Source organism: Bacillus sp. AK124, from assembly GCF_053903085.1.
Map to the genome: position 1 here is coordinate 3452094 of NZ_CP096378.1, position 14171 is coordinate 3466264.

Sequence of the window (14171 nt, forward strand, 5' to 3'; positions counted from 1 at the left end):
TTCAGATGGATAATGAATTGGAATATTTGCTAGACTCTGTTGGGCTTAGCTGGAGAGAAACCGAAATATCCCAACTGATATTTCAACACAAATGGCACGATGCTGCGCAGAAGCTGGAAGAGAGGCTGGAAGCCGCTCCCTTCGATCCCGGCTTACTGATAAGCGCTGCTTTTGTTTATGAAAAAAAGCAGCAGGTTCAGAGAGCGTCTGAATTATATGATGATGCCCTCCTGTTTGTCAGGAGCGAACATCAACATCGCCTCATGAAGGAGAAAGAAGACCTTTTCAAAAAAATGGTCAGGCGTCCAAAGATCATTTTTTTCGTCAAACCGGATTTAGACCGGTTTTTGAATGCTGTCGTTGAGCGCCTTTCCGGAACTTACCGGACCAGAAAAATCGCGGTTCATGATTTGAATCAAATCGACACTGGTATGCAATGGGCGGATATTTGCTGGTTTGAATGGTGCGATGATTTATTGATCCACGGGAGCAAAGTCCCTTCTGCAGCGGCCAAAACATTAATATGCAGGCTCCACAGCTATGAAGCATTTACTTTTTATATTAAAAAGGTATATTGGCAAGCGGTGGATCAAGTGATCTTTGACGGGGAACACATGCGGGAATATGTATTAGATCAAGTTAAATCGTTGAAAAAAGAGAAAACGGCCGTCGTTCCAAATGGAATCAAGTTAGACGAATACACCTTTCAGCAAAGGCAAAAAGGCTTTCATATCGCATATGTCGGCTATATCAACTATAAAAAAGGTCCGATGCTTTTGCTGCAGGCTTTCAAGGCACTGATTGACAAAGACTCAAGATACAAACTGTTCATCGCCGGGACGTTTCAGGACGCCCGCTATCAGTTGTACTTCAAGCAAATGATTGATGAACTCCGGCTGACTGACAGCGTCCAATTCGACGGATGGCAGGATGATATGAATCAATACTTGGAAGATAAGCATTACCTGATTTGCACGAGCCTTCTTGAAAGTCAGCATATGTCGGCCATGGAAGCGATGGCTAAAGGCATTAAACCGCTGATCCACAACTTTTACGGCGCAAAGACGATATACGATGAATCAGTTGTTTGGAATACAATAGATGAATTCGTGGCCATGATCACAAGCGGTGATTATACATCTCTCCATTATCGGTCGTTTATTGAAGAGCATTATTCATATGACCTGAGCATGCGCAAAATTGAAGAGATGATTTCAGGCTTTGCAAAGCAGTCAGAGTTGACGGTTATGCCAAATCCGCCGCTGATTACGGTAGGCATCATCAACTATAATTACAGTAATTTTATTGATGAATGCCTTCAATCCGTTTTAAATCAACTCTACCCTAATATCGACATTCTGATCGTTGACGACCACTCAACTGACGACTCGATGCAAAAAATCAGCAGCTATCAAAAAACGCATCCGCACATTCGAACGATATGCCACAGCGAAAATACAAAACTTCCTGATCTCGCTTTTAAGGAAATCTTCCAAGAGGCAAAAGGCGAATATGTTTTGCTTTTAAGCGCAGATGATTTCCTTCCGCACAATTTGGTGCTCCATGACTTTATGCAGTGCTTTTTTGGAGAAGAGGGATTAGATTATGTGTACGGGGACCTTTTGCTTGTTGATCAACACGGAAAAAATGCGGGGCTGTGGACGTATCAAGAGTATGGCGATGAGGAGCTGGTGAGGACTATTTTTCAAAGGGGCGGCTCAGGCATTGTCCCGATGGTGGGCATGTTTAAAGCATCTTATTATCAGCAAAAAGGCTTTACTTGGCTGGTTGATCCGCAAAAGCCGCTTGCAGGGGATGTGCTGAATTGTTTGGCCAACACGAAGCGCGGCTGGAAGCGCCGCTATTTAAGAAAACCTGTATTGTGCTACCGCCGCCATCAAAACAATATTTCCTACCAATTGCATAAAAGGATTCAATCGCTTGTGTACGTCATCGACTATATTGTGAAAGAATTTGACGAAAGCGTCTATTTTCCCCATATCAAATGGAAGGAGCTTGAGGAAAATCAAAGACAGTCCTTGAAATATTTCAGCATCGGAAAAACCTTTTGGAGAATGGCCCGGAGATACGCACAAAACGGATATACCCGGCATTTAGATCAAGACGCCAAAAAAGAATGCATTCAGCCGCTTCTGGATAAAATGGATGAATACTTCCAATTAAGCCTCGCTTCAGACAATCAGTATGAACGATATATGAAAAATATTAAAAAAATCCAGCTGATATAATGCCTTCCGCTCTGTGGAAGGTTTTTCTCTTATACTCTCGCACAAATACACAGTCATATAGATTCATTTATACGTATGATAGAGCGCACAAAGCGTTTTTATTCTGCCATTAAAAGGAGAAATTGAAAGCAGCGTGATCGATGGGAGGTCATCATGAAAGATTTCAAGTCAGACATCATTCATTGTCTGGAACAAAAAGATTGGAACAAAGCCATGAAGCGCTTAAAAGAGTGGGAAGCCGACGGCTCGCATAACGAGCCCGATTTTTATTTTCTTCAAGCCTCTCTTTCTGTCTATCTCGGCCATGACCATAACGCCTGGCTATGGCTCTGGAGGGGGCTTGACCTTTTTCCTGATAACAGATCTTTAAATCTGCTGATGGGAAAAGTGTGCCTGCGCACCGGAAGGGAAAAAGAGAGCGCGGCCTATCTTCAAAAAGGAGATGGAGCAGAAACCGAAAGCGGGCCAAAGCTTGATCTTCCTGTTCATGAAAAAACCGAGCCTCCGGCTGGGCAAATCCGCGTTTTGCAAGGCACAATGGAAATCGCCAACCAAATGAACACCTTGGCTAAAGGGCTCTCACAGCATGGCGCGCTTGCCCACACTTTAAATTACTATCCTTATTATTTAAATTACGCTGCCGACTACACCTGGTCATTGCTGAAAGAACGCAATACGCCCGCCATGAATGCGAAGCTGAGAAGGCTTGCCAGTGATCTCTTGCCATCCTATGATTTGTTCCATTTTCATTTTGGCACAAGCTTTACGCTGGACATGTCGGATTATCCCATTTTAAAACAGGCGGGTAAACCAATGATCATGCATCATTGGGGCAGCGATGTGAGGCTTTATTCAACATTGGCTAAAACAAATCCATACGCCGTTGTCAAAACGAAAAACGAAGCGCGAATTCGATATCACCTCAAACGAATTTCACAATATGTCCAGCACTGCATCGTCGCCGATATGGAACTTTACGAGTATGTAAAAGACTATTATGAGCATATCCACATGATTCCTACCATGATCCAGCTTGACCGCTATATTCCCGACTACAGGTCAAATGAAAAACCGCTCATCGTTCATGCCCCCACCTCTCCAGGAATAAAAGGAACCCGCCATATCCTTAAGGCGGTGGAGTCTTTAAAAGAAAAATACGATTTTCATTTTCACCTAGTACGAGGGGTTTCTCATGAACAGGCAAAGAAAATCTATCAAAAGGCGGATTTGATCATTGATCAGCTTCATATCGGCAGCTATGGATTATTTGCCGTCGAATCGATGGCAATGGGGAAACCCGTTATCTGTTGGGTCAGTGATTTTATGAAGGAGCACTATCCTTCCGAACTGCCTCTCATAAGAGCAAATCCCGACAACATTACAGAAGTGATTGAAAATATGCTGAAAAACCGGGATATGCTGCCGGAAATCGGCCAGAAAGGAAGAAAGTATGCAGAAGTTCATCATGATATGGTGAAAAACAGCAAAAAAATGCTGGCTGTTTATCAGACGCTACTTTCGGGATGATATTGAACACCTTTCGCGTCGCGGGATTTGTAATTCAAAAAAACGAAACAAGCAGGTGAACAATTGATGAGCGATATGACAGAGTTATCCGGCCAGCATATTTTCATAACTGGCGGAGCAGGCTTTATCGGATCCTCTTTAATAGGAAAACTGATAGAGCGCAACAGCGTCACCGTATACGACAATTTTTCAAGAGACTCCCTCCGGTATAAACCTTACCGGGACCATCCTCACTTGAAAGTGGTGCAGGGAGACATTTTAGATGTGAACACGCTTAAAAAGGCGATCCAGGGAGCCAGCCACATTGTCCACGCCGCCGGCATCGCAGGGATTGACACGGTCATTCAAAATCCCGTTAAAACGATGCAGGTCAACATGATCGGTTCAGCCAATCTGCTAGAAGCGGCTGCAGGTTTAACCGAATGCAAAAGGGTCGTTTGTTTCAGTACGAGTGAAGTGTTCGGCCAAATCGCTTTCAGAGCGCGCGAGACCAGTCATACTGTTTTAGGAGCTGTGGGAGAAGCTCGCTGGACATATGCTGTCAGCAAACTCGCCGAGGAACATATGGCATATGCCTATTTTAAAGAACTGGGGCTCCCGACCGTCACCGTCCGCCCTTTTAATGTTTATGGACCGGAACAAGTCGGGGAAGGCGCCATCAAAACGATGGTTCACAGAGCTCTGTTAGATGAGCCGATTTATATTCACGGCGACGGAACGCAAATCCGGGCCTGGTGTTATGTAGATGACATGATCGACGGAATATTGCGCTGTTTGACGATGAAAGAAGCCATCGGAGAGTCTTTCAACATCGGCAATGAACGGACTGTGATCACTGTATACGGATTGGCAAGCACGATTATCAGAGTTCTTGGATCAAAATCGCAAATCTTCTTTGGAGAGAAAAAAGAAGCCGATATTGAACTTCGCATCCCTCAGGTCAATAAAGCAAAAGAAATGCTCGGTTTCAGCGCAAAAGTAGATCTGGAAGAAGGGATCACAAGAACAGCTGAAAGCATTCGAAAAAATTTGGATCAATAAGAAAGGAGGCGCTTTTGTTGAAACAATGGAAAAGCGAAGGAAAAGGTGAATTTACCCTTTCCCAGCTTGGAGGGTGCGGCGAAAATGTCGTTATTGAAGACGGAGTCCGCATTTTTCATCCGGAAAATATCTATATCGGAGATAACGTTTATATCGGCCATGACACGATTTTAAAAGGCTATTATAAGCATGACCTGATCATCGGCTCAAACAGCTGGATCGGTCAGCAATGTTTTATACACGGTGCCGGCGGGGTTACAATCGGAGAATTTGCGGGAATTGGTCCGAATGTCCGGATACACGCCGCCTACCATACCGATCCTGATATACCCGATAGTACCATTTTGTTTTCGCCGCTTACATTCGCTCCCATTCATATTGAAGAAAACTGCAACATCGGGATCGGTGCGTCTATTTTAGCAGGCGTTACGATAGGCGCCCACTCCAAAATCGGAGCAAACGCCGTCGTCAATCGTCATATTCCCCCGTACAGCATAGCGGTAGGCGTGCCGGCAAAGGTGATCAAAAACCGAAGGATGAAAGATGAGGAGCCCTCATGATCAGATTGATCGAGCCGTATATTACGTTTGAAGAAGTGGAAGCAGAATTAAAAGAAATATTTTCTTCCGGCATCCTGACAAAAGGCCCTTATGTCAGAACATTTGCTGATCATATTAAACAGTATGTAAGTGCAAAGCATGCTTTTTTAACAACATCGGCTACAACGGCTTTATCGATGTGCCTTAAAAGCCTTAACGTCCAACCCGGAGACGAAGTGATCGTCTCAGACTTTTCGTTTCCCGCCACTGTCAATGTAATAGAAGATTTAGGTGCCAAGCCGATTTTTGCCGATGTTGATCTTGAAACATTTAACATGCTTCCAGAAGAGCTGGAAAGTCAAATCACGTCCCGGACAAAAGCCGTTCTTTTTGTAGATGCTCTTGGAAACCCGACAGGTATCACAAACATCAAACACATTTGTGAAGCGTACGGCTTACCGCTTGTGGATGATGCCGCTTGTGCGATGGGCAGCAGTGAATACGGTTGTAAATCCGGAAAAATTGCCGATCTTACCTGTTTTAGCTTTCACCCCAGAAAGCTGCTTACGACAGGCGAAGGAGGGGCAATTACAACCGACCGGGAAGCGTTGAAAGATTGGTTTTCAGTCAAGTTAAACCATGGCGCCGCTATCTCTGACGGCCAATTGGATTTTATGGATTTCGGCTACAACTACAGATTATCTGATATCCAAGCCGCTCTTGGAATCAAACAGCTCCAAAAACTAGATGACATCATTCATCGCAGAAACCTTCAGCAGAAAGCATATAGTGAACAGCTTGAACCCCTCGGATTCCAAAGTCAAAAAATCGGACCTGACGTTGTACACAATACACAATCCGCCGTTTTCAAAATTCCAAAAAACATCGTTCGCGACGAATTGATTCAATATTTGAGCGACTGCCATATAGAGTCGACTTTCGGCACCTATTGCTTAAGCGGCACTACCTATTACCGCCGCAAATACAGACAGATTAAACCCAATTCCATTTTTCTTGAACAAAATACGATCACCCTCCCCTGTCATGACCAAGTCAATGTGGAGCAGGTAGTCTCAGCCATTCAATCATTTAGCCAACGTAAAGTCTAATCAATCAAAAACATCCCTTTCACAAAATAGTGACAGGGATGTTTTTATTCTTAGAAATAAGCAATAGAAAAAAGGCAGTAAACCATAGGTTTACTGCCCCCTGAATCATTCGCATAGCATTCCAGCGAAGTTCCGGAAAAACAAACGGAAAATATTTGCTAATAGTCGTTAAATATTAAGCGCCGGTTGGACCTGTTGGGCCGGTTGGACCTGTCGGGCCAGTTGGACCTGTCGGGCCAGTTGGACCCGTCGGGCCAGTTGGACCTGTCGGGCCAGTTGGACCTGTCGGGCCAGTTGGACCTGTCGGGCCAGTTGGACCTGTCGCTCCGGTTGGACCTGTTGGACCTGTCGCTCCCGTTGCTCCGGTTGGACCGGTTGCTCCCGTCGGACCTGTTGGGCCGGTTGGACCTGTCGCTCCGGTTGGACCTGTTGGACCGGTTGCGCCTGTCGCTCCCGTTGCTCCGGTTGGACCGGTTGCTCCCGTCGGGCCGGTTGCTCCCGTTGCTCCGGTTGCCCCGGTTGCTCCCGTCGGACCTGTTGCTCCCGTCGGGCCGGTTGCTCCCGTTGGGCCGGTTGCTCCCGTTGCTCCGGTTGGGCCTGTCGGACCGGTTGCTCCTGTCGGACCGGTTGCCCCGGTTGCTCCTGTCGGGCCAGTTGCTCCCGTCGGACCTGTTGGGCCTGTCGCTCCTGTTGCTCCTGTTGGACCTGTTGCTCCTGTCGGGCCGGTTGCTCCTGTCGCTCCTGTTGCTCCTGTCGCTCCCGTTGCTCCTGTCGCTCCCGTTGCGCCTGTCGGGCCGGTTGCTCCCGTCGGACCGGTTGCTCCTGTCGCTCCCGTTGCTCCCGTTGGGCCGGTTGCTCCTGTCGCTCCCGTTGCTCCCGTCGGGCCGGTTGCTCCCGTCGGGCCGGTTGCTCCGGTTGCGCCTGTCGCTCCCGTTGCTCCCGTCGGACCGGTTGCTCCCGTCGCTCCCGTTGCGCCTGTCGCTCCGGTTGCTCCCGTCGGACCTGTTGCGCCTGTCGCTCCGGTTGCGCCTGTTGGACCTGTTGGGCCGGTTGCTCCCGTCGGACCTGTTGCGCCTGTCGCTCCCGTTGCTCCCGTCGGACCTGTTGCGCCTGTCGCTCCCGTTGCTCCTGTCGGGCCGGTTGCTCCCGTCGGACCGGTTGCTCCTGTCGCTCCGGTTGGGCCTGTCGGGCCGGTTGCTCCGGTTGCGCCTGTCGCTCCCGTTGCTCCCGTCGGGCCGGTTGCTCCCGTCGGGCCGGTTGCTCCGGTTGCGCCTGTCGCTCCCGTTGCTCCCGTCGGACCGGTTGCTCCCGTCGCTCCCGTTGCGCCTGTTGCTCCGGTTGCGCCTGTTGGACCTGTTGGGCCGGTTGCTCCCGTCGGGCCGGTTGCTCCGGTTGGGCCGGTTGCTCCCGTCGCTCCCGTTGCGCCTGTTGCTCCGGTTGCGCCTGTTGGACCTGTTGGGCCGGTTGCTCCCGTCGGACCGGTTGCTCCCGTCGGACCGGTTGGACCTGTTGGGCCGGTTGCTCCCGTCGGGCCGGTTGCTCCTGTTGGGCCGGTTGCTCCCGTCGGACCGGTTGCTCCTGTTGGGCCGGTTGCTCCCGTCGGGCCGGTTGCTCCTGTTGGGCCGGTTGCTCCGGTCGGGCCGGTTGCTCCTGTTGGGCCGGTTGCTCCAGTCGGGCCGGTTGGACCTGTTGGACCTGTCGGGCCGGTTGGACCTGTTCCTCCGCCTTCTACATCTAATAGTGCTACATCATCTACAATGACATTCGCTGTACCTGCCTGCGGCAAAGTATTAATCAAAATGAAAGCCATAGTAGAGCCAGCTGGAGCTGGGGTCGTCGTTTGATAGACTTCAAGCCATGTATTATTCTCAACAATTGGTAGTCTGTTGAACGGGATATTTAAAAAGAGACCTTGGCCTAGAAAATTAAATGAACTATCAAAATAAGACACTTGAATTTGCACCTGAGGCGATGGAGCAGGAAAACCTTCTTTAGCTAGAGAAACTAAAAATTCCAAACCTTCTCCTGCATCTACTGGAACAAATTGTGCAATAAAAGAAGTAACAGCCCCGCCCAGTAATCTTGCCGACCAAAAACCTGAATGGGAAAATTGAGTTGTGACGGTTGCATTTTGGCCTACCCAGGGTGGAAGTGCCCCGTTTTCAAAGCCGCCATTGACAACCAAATTTTGGATCGACATCTAGGATTTTACCTCCCTTTCACTAGATTAGCCTCAATTCTCTTTTCAAGAATGAAGCTAACATATACTATGTCTCCCTGCTAAGCTCGGTCACGTTATTTTCCATATGATTAAAACACATTTATAGCAGCTAAATCCGAGAGAAGCAAAATATATTAATTTTAACAACAACGTCCTTTTACTTAATATGAAACTTCAAAAGGGGAAAGCTCCATTTAGCTTTCCCCCTCCCTTTAAGGGAACCGAATGAGATTTAAATTTCTATTGAATGCTGCAGCAGAAGTAACGTTTGAAGCCATTGTTACCGCTACCCTAACGGAATATTCAACTGTTGCGGTGGCAGGAATTGTATCAACAATTGTGCTGGCTAATGGAAACCTTTGAGTGCCGGCAGCCGCGAGACTTCTATTAAATATTCTTGTTTGAACTAAAGTTCCACCTCTATATAGCCTTATTTCAAAAATTATATTACTGTTTGCAGTATTTACGGCTTCTATCGCCAATGCATAATCCACCTTAATATTTTGCCCACTAGTGACCGATACATTAGGAACCGACACAACAGTTACTTCTGTATTTAAAGGAATCGTTGGTGGATTGTAAACAGTAGTAGACCCAAATAGATTGTTAAAGAATATAGCGGTTTGTGGACTAGCTGGTCCTGTTGGGCCGGTTGGACCAGCTACTACCATTACTCCTACTTCACCCGGCGGACCCGTCGGACCCTGTGGACCTGTTGGGCCGGTTGCTCCTGTTGGACCTGTCGCTCCCGTTGCTCCGGTTGGACCCGTTGCTCCGGTTGCCCCGGTTACTCCTGTTGGACCTGTGGCTCCTGTTGGACCCGTTGGTCCTGTTGCCCCTGTTGGACCCGTTGCTCCTGTCGCCCCGGTTACTCCTGTTGGACCTGTCGCTCCGGTTGGACCCGTTGCTCCTGTCGCCCCTGTTGGACCCGTCGCTCCCGTTGCCCCGGTTACTCCTGTTGGACCTGTCGCTCCGGTTGGACCCGTTGGTCCTGTCGCCCCTGTTGGACCCGTCGCTCCCGTTGCGCCTGTGGCTCCCGTCGCTCCGGTGGCTCCCGTTGCCCCGGTTACTCCTGTTGGACCTGTCGCTCCGGTTGGACCCGTTGCTCCGGTTGCCCCTGTTGGACCCGTCGCTCCCGTTGCCCCGGTTACTCCTGTTGGACCTGTCGCTCCGGTTGGACCCGTTGCTCCTGTCGCCCCTGTTGGACCCGTTGCGCCTGTGGCTCCCGTCGCTCCGGTGGCTCCCGTTGCCCCGGTTACTCCTGTTGGACCGGTTGCTCCTGTTGGGCCGGTTACTCCTGTTGGACCTGTGGCTCCGGTTGGACCCGTTGCTCCTGTCGGGCCGGTTGCTCCCGTTGGGCCTGTCGCTCCGGTTGGACCCGCTGCTCCTGTCGGGCCGGTTGCTCCTGTGGCTCCCGTTGGTCCTGTTGGACCCGCTGCTCCTGTCGGGCCGGTTGCTCCTGTGGCTCCCGTTGGTCCTGTTGGACCCGTTGCTCCGGTTGCCCCGGTTACTCCGGTCGGACCTGTCGCTCCTGTTGGACCCGTTGCTCCGGTTGCCCCGGTTACTCCGGTCGGACCGGTCGGACCTGTCGCTCCTGTTGGACCCGTTGCTCCGGTCGCTCCGGTTGATCCCGTTGCACCTGTGGCTCCCGTTGGACCTGTTGGGCCTGTCGCTCCGGTTGATCCCGTCGGGCCTGTGGCTCCGGTTGCTCCTGTTGGACCTGTCGCTCCGGTCGGGCCGGTGGCTCCGGTCGCTCCCGTCACTCCCGTTGGACCCGTCGGTCCTGTCGCTCCCGTTGGACCTGTCGCTCCCGTCGGTCCGGTCGCTCCGGTTGCACCAGTTGCTCCTGTTGGGCCTGTTGAGCCTGTCGCTCCCGTTGGACCCGTTGGACCTGTCGCTCCCGTGGCTCCTATTGGACCTGTCGCTCCCGTCGGACCTGTTGATCCAGTTGCACCTGTTGCCCCGGTTGCTCCCGTCGGACCGGTTGCTCCTGTTGGACCCGTCGCTCCGGTGGCTCCCGTTGGGCCTGTTGCCCCTGTTGGACCCGTTGCTCCGGTCGCTCCCGTCGCTCCGGTGGCTCCCGTTGCGCCTGTGGCTCCCGTTGGACCTGTTGGGCCTGTGGCTCCCGTTGGGCCAGTTGCGCCTGTCGCTCCTGTTGGGCCTGTCGCTCCCGTGGCTCCTGTTGGACCTGTCGCTCCCGTGGCTCCTATTGGACCTGTCGCTCCCGTCGGACCTGTTGATCCAGTTGCACCTGTTGCCCCGGTTGCTCCCGTCGGACCGGTTGCTCCTGTTGGACCCGTCGCTCCGGTTGCTCCCGTTGGGCCTGTTGCCCCTGTTGGACCCGTTGCTCCGGTCGGGCCGGTTGTTCCTGTCGGACCCGTTGCTCCTGTGGCTCCCGTCGCTCCGGTTGGACCTGTCGCTCCCGTGGCTCCGGTTACTCCTGTTGGACCCGTTGGACCAGTTACTCCGGTTGCGCCTGTGGCCCCGGTTACTCCTGTTGGACCTGTCGCTCCCGTCGGACCTGTTGATCCAGTTGCGCCTGTGGCCCCGGTTGCTCCCGTCGGACCTGTTGATCCAGTTGGACCCGTTGGTCCTGTCGCCCCTGTTGGACCTGTGGCTCCGGTTGGACCCGTTGGTCCTGTCGCCCCTGTTGGACCCGTCGCTCCCGTTGCGCCGGTTGCTCCTGTCGGGCCTGTCACTCCCGTTGGACCAGTTACTCCGGTTGCGCCTGTCGCTCCCGTTGCGCCTGTGGCTCCCGTTGGACCTGTTGGGCCTGTGGCTCCGGTTGCTCCGGTTGCTCCGGTTGCTCCTGTTGCTCCTGTCGGACCCGTTGGTCCTGTCGCCCCTGTTGGACCCGTTGCGCCTGTCGCTCCCGTCGCTCCGGTTGCTCCCGTTGCGCCTGTGGCTCCCGTTGGACCTGTTGGGCCTGTGGCTCCGGTTGATCCCGTCGGGCCTGTGGCTCCGGTTGCTCCTGTTGCCCCGGTTGCTCCCGTCGGACCGGTTGCTCCTGTTGGACCCGTCGCTCCGGTTGCTCCCGTTGGGCCTGTTGCCCCTGTTGGACCCGTTGCTCCGGTCGGGCCGGTTGTTCCTGTCGGACCCGTTGCTCCTGTGGCTCCCGTCGCTCCTGTTGGACCTGTCGCTCCCGTGGCTCCGGTTACTCCTGTTGGACCCGTTGGACCAGTTACTCCGGTTGCGCCTGTGGCCCCGGTTACTCCTGTTGGACCTGTCGCTCCCGTCGGACCTGTTGATCCAGTTGCGCCTGTGGCCCCGGTTGCTCCCGTCGGACCTGTTGATCCAGTTGGACCCGTTGCTCCTGTTGGGCCGGTTACTCCTGTTGGACCTGTGGCTCCGGTTGGACCCGTTGGTCCTGTCGCCCCTGTTGGACCCGTCGCTCCCGTTGCGCCGGTTGCTCCTGTCGGGCCTGTCACTCCCGTTGGACCAGTTACTCCGGTTGCGCCTGTCGCTCCCGTTGCGCCTGTGGCTCCCGTTGGACCTGTTGGGCCTGTGGCTCCGGTTGATCCCGTCGGGCCTGTGGCTCCGGTTGCTCCTGTTGCTCCTGTTGGACCTGTCGCTCCGGTTGCACCGGTTGCTCCTGTTGGACCCGTTGCTCCGGTTGCCCCGGTTACTCCGGTCGGACCTGTCGCTCCTGTCGGACCCGTTGGTCCTGTCGCCCCTGTTGGACCCGTTGCGCCTGTCGCTCCCGTCGCTCCGGTTGCTCCCGTTGCGCCTGTGGCTCCCGTTGGACCTGTTGGGCCTGTGGCTCCGGTTGATCCCGTCGGGCCTGTGGCTCCGATTGCTCCTGTTGCCCCGGTTGCTCCCGTCGGACCGGTTGCTCCTGTTGGACCCGTCGCTCCGGTTGCTCCCGTTGGGCCTGTTGCCCCTGTTGGACCCGTTGGTCCTGTCGCCCCTGTTGGACCCGTCGCTCCCGTTGCGCCGGTTGCTCCTGTCGGGCCTGTCACTCCCGTTGGACCAGTTACTCCGGTTGCGCCTGTCGCTCCCGTTGCGCCTGTGGCTCCCGTTGGACCTGTTGGGCCTGTGGCTCCGGTTGATCCCGTCGGGCCTGTGGCTCCGGTTGCTCCTGTTGCTCCTGTTGGACCTGTCGCTCCGGTTGCACCGGTTGCTCCTGTTGGACCCGTTGCTCCGGTTGCCCCGGTTACTCCGGTCGGACCTGTCGCTCCTGTCGGACCCGTTGGTCCTGTCGCCCCTGTTGGACCCGTTGCGCCTGTCGCTCCGGTTGCTCCCGTTGCGCCTGTGGCTCCCGTTGGACCTGTTGGGCCTGTGGCTCCGGTTGATCCCGTCGGGCCTGTGGCTCCGGTTGCTCCTGTTGCCCCGGTTGCTCCCGTCGGACCGGTTGCTCCTGTTGGACCCGTCGCTCCGGTTGATCCCGTTGGGCCTGTTGCCCCTGTTGGACCCGTTGCTCCGGTCGGGCCGGTTGATCCCGTTGGGCCTGTCGCTCCTGTTGCTCCTGTCGGACCCGTTGCGCCTGTGGCTCCGGTTACTCCTGTTGGACCCGTTGGACCAGTTACTCCGGTTGCGCCTGTTGCCCCGGTTACTCCTGTTGGACCTGTTGATCCAGTTGCGCCTGTTGCCCCGGTTGCTCCCGTCGGACCTGTTGATCCAGTTGGACCCGTTGCGCCTGTGGCTCCTGTCGGGCCGGTTGATCCCGTTGGGCCTGTCGCTCCTGTGGCTCCTGTCGGACCCGTTGCGCCTGTGGCTCCGGTTGCTCCTGTTGCCCCGGTTACTCCTGTTGGACCTGTGGCTCCGGTTGGACCCGTTGGTCCTGTCGCCCCTGTTGGACCCATCGCTCCCGTTGCGCCGGTTGCTCCTGTCGGGCCTGTCGCTCCTGTCGGACCTGTTACTCCGGTTGGACCTGTTACTCCGGTTGGACCTGTTACTCCGGTTGGACCTGTTACTCCGGTTGGACCGGTTGAACCCGTTGGACCTGTTACTCCGGTTGCTCCTGTTGCCCCGGTTGGGCCTGTCGCTCCTGTTGGACCTGTCGCTCCGGTTGATCCAGTTGCGCCTGTCGGGCCGGTTGCTCCTGTTGCTCCTGTCGGACCTGTTGGGCCTGTTGCTCCTGTCGGACCTGTTGGGCCTGTTGCTCCTGTCGGACCTGTTACTCCGGTTGGACCGGTTGAACCCGTTGGACCTGTTACTCCGGTTGCTCCTGTTGCCCCGGTTGGGCCTGTCGCTCCTGTTGGACCTGTCGCTCCGGTTGATCCAGTTGCGCCTGTCGGGCCGGTTGCTCCTGTTGCTCCTGTCGGACCTGTTGGGCCTGTTGCTCCTGTCGGACCTGTTGGGCCTGTCGCTCCGGTGGCTCCTGTTGGACCAGTTGCTCCCGTTGGGCCTGTCGCTCCGGTTGCTCCCGTCGGTCCTGTCGCTCCGGTGGCTCCTGTTGGACCTGTTGCTCCCGTAGGACCTGTGGCTCCGGTTGGACCCGTCGCTCCTGGTTGATCAATTGTTATCATTGCAACATCATCAATTA

General features: G+C 54.0%; 6 protein-coding genes and 2 pseudogenes. 5 read left to right on the forward strand and 3 right to left on the reverse strand.

Translation table 11 applies throughout. The features are described 5' to 3' along the window. The first annotated feature begins 5 nt into the window (after positions 1–5). The 5 genes from M1E06_RS17450 to M1E06_RS17470 all read left to right on the forward strand — a co-directional run bounded on the left by M1E06_RS17450 (position 6) and on the right by M1E06_RS17470 (position 6465). Complete coding sequence (locus M1E06_RS17450; protein WP_035339204.1) at positions 6–2249, forward strand: glycosyltransferase; 2244 nt, start codon at positions 6–8, stop codon at positions 2247–2249. A 153-nt stretch (positions 2250–2402) separates the two neighbouring features. Beyond that, positions 2403–3776 (forward strand): glycosyltransferase, encoded by a 1374-nt coding sequence (locus M1E06_RS17455; RefSeq protein ID WP_043054179.1) that lies wholly within the window; start codon positions 2403–2405, stop codon positions 3774–3776. A 66-nt stretch (positions 3777–3842) separates the two neighbouring features. Then, positions 3843–4817, forward strand: a complete 975-nt coding sequence (locus tag M1E06_RS17460) for an NAD-dependent epimerase/dehydratase family protein (RefSeq protein ID WP_035339208.1) — start codon at positions 3843–3845, stop codon at positions 4815–4817. A 17-nt stretch (positions 4818–4834) separates the two neighbouring features. After that, positions 4835–5377, forward strand: a complete 543-nt coding sequence (locus M1E06_RS17465) for an acyltransferase (RefSeq protein ID WP_035339210.1) — start codon at positions 4835–4837, stop codon at positions 5375–5377. Next, the gene (locus M1E06_RS17470) at positions 5374–6465 is read left to right on the forward strand and encodes a DegT/DnrJ/EryC1/StrS family aminotransferase (protein ID WP_035339212.1); all 1092 of its coding nucleotides are present in this window, start codon (positions 5374–5376) and stop codon (positions 6463–6465) included. Before M1E06_RS17465 ends, M1E06_RS17470 begins: the two co-directional genes overlap by 4 nt. 463 nt (positions 6466–6928) lie before the next feature. Here the strand turns inward: M1E06_RS17470 and M1E06_RS17475 are convergent. From M1E06_RS17475 to M1E06_RS17485, 3 genes and pseudogenes are all read right to left on the reverse strand, one after another. Continuing rightward, positions 6929–8224, reverse strand: a pseudogene (locus tag M1E06_RS17475) (NTTRR-F1 domain); the annotation flags it as partial. Next, positions 8207–8665 (reverse strand): annotated as a pseudogene (locus tag M1E06_RS17480) (NTTRR-F1 domain); the annotation flags it as partial. The pseudogenes M1E06_RS17480 and M1E06_RS17475, both read right to left, overlap by 18 nt. Positions 8666–8898: 233 nt before the next feature. Continuing rightward, complete coding sequence (locus tag M1E06_RS17485; protein WP_456270557.1) at positions 8899–14154, reverse strand: beta strand repeat-containing protein; 5256 nt, start codon at positions 14152–14154, stop codon at positions 8899–8901. Positions 14155–14171 lie beyond the last annotated feature (17 nt).

Bases quoted from the DNA above. Each gene is read 5' to 3' on its own strand.
- M1E06_RS17450 (WP_035339204.1), top strand. From the start codon at position 6: ATGGATAATGAATTGGAATATTTGCTAGACTCTGTTGGGCTTAGCTGG.
- M1E06_RS17455 (WP_043054179.1), top strand. From the start codon at position 2,403: ATGAAAGATTTCAAGTCAGACATCATTCATTGTCTGGAACAAAAAGAT.
- M1E06_RS17460 (WP_035339208.1), top strand. From the start codon at position 3,843: ATGAGCGATATGACAGAGTTATCCGGCCAGCATATTTTCATAACTGGC.
- M1E06_RS17470 (WP_035339212.1), top strand. From the start codon at position 5,374: ATGATCAGATTGATCGAGCCGTATATTACGTTTGAAGAAGTGGAAGCA.
- M1E06_RS17485 (WP_456270557.1), bottom strand. From the start codon at position 14,154: ATGATAACAATTGATCAACCAGGAGCGACGGGTCCAACCGGAGCCACA.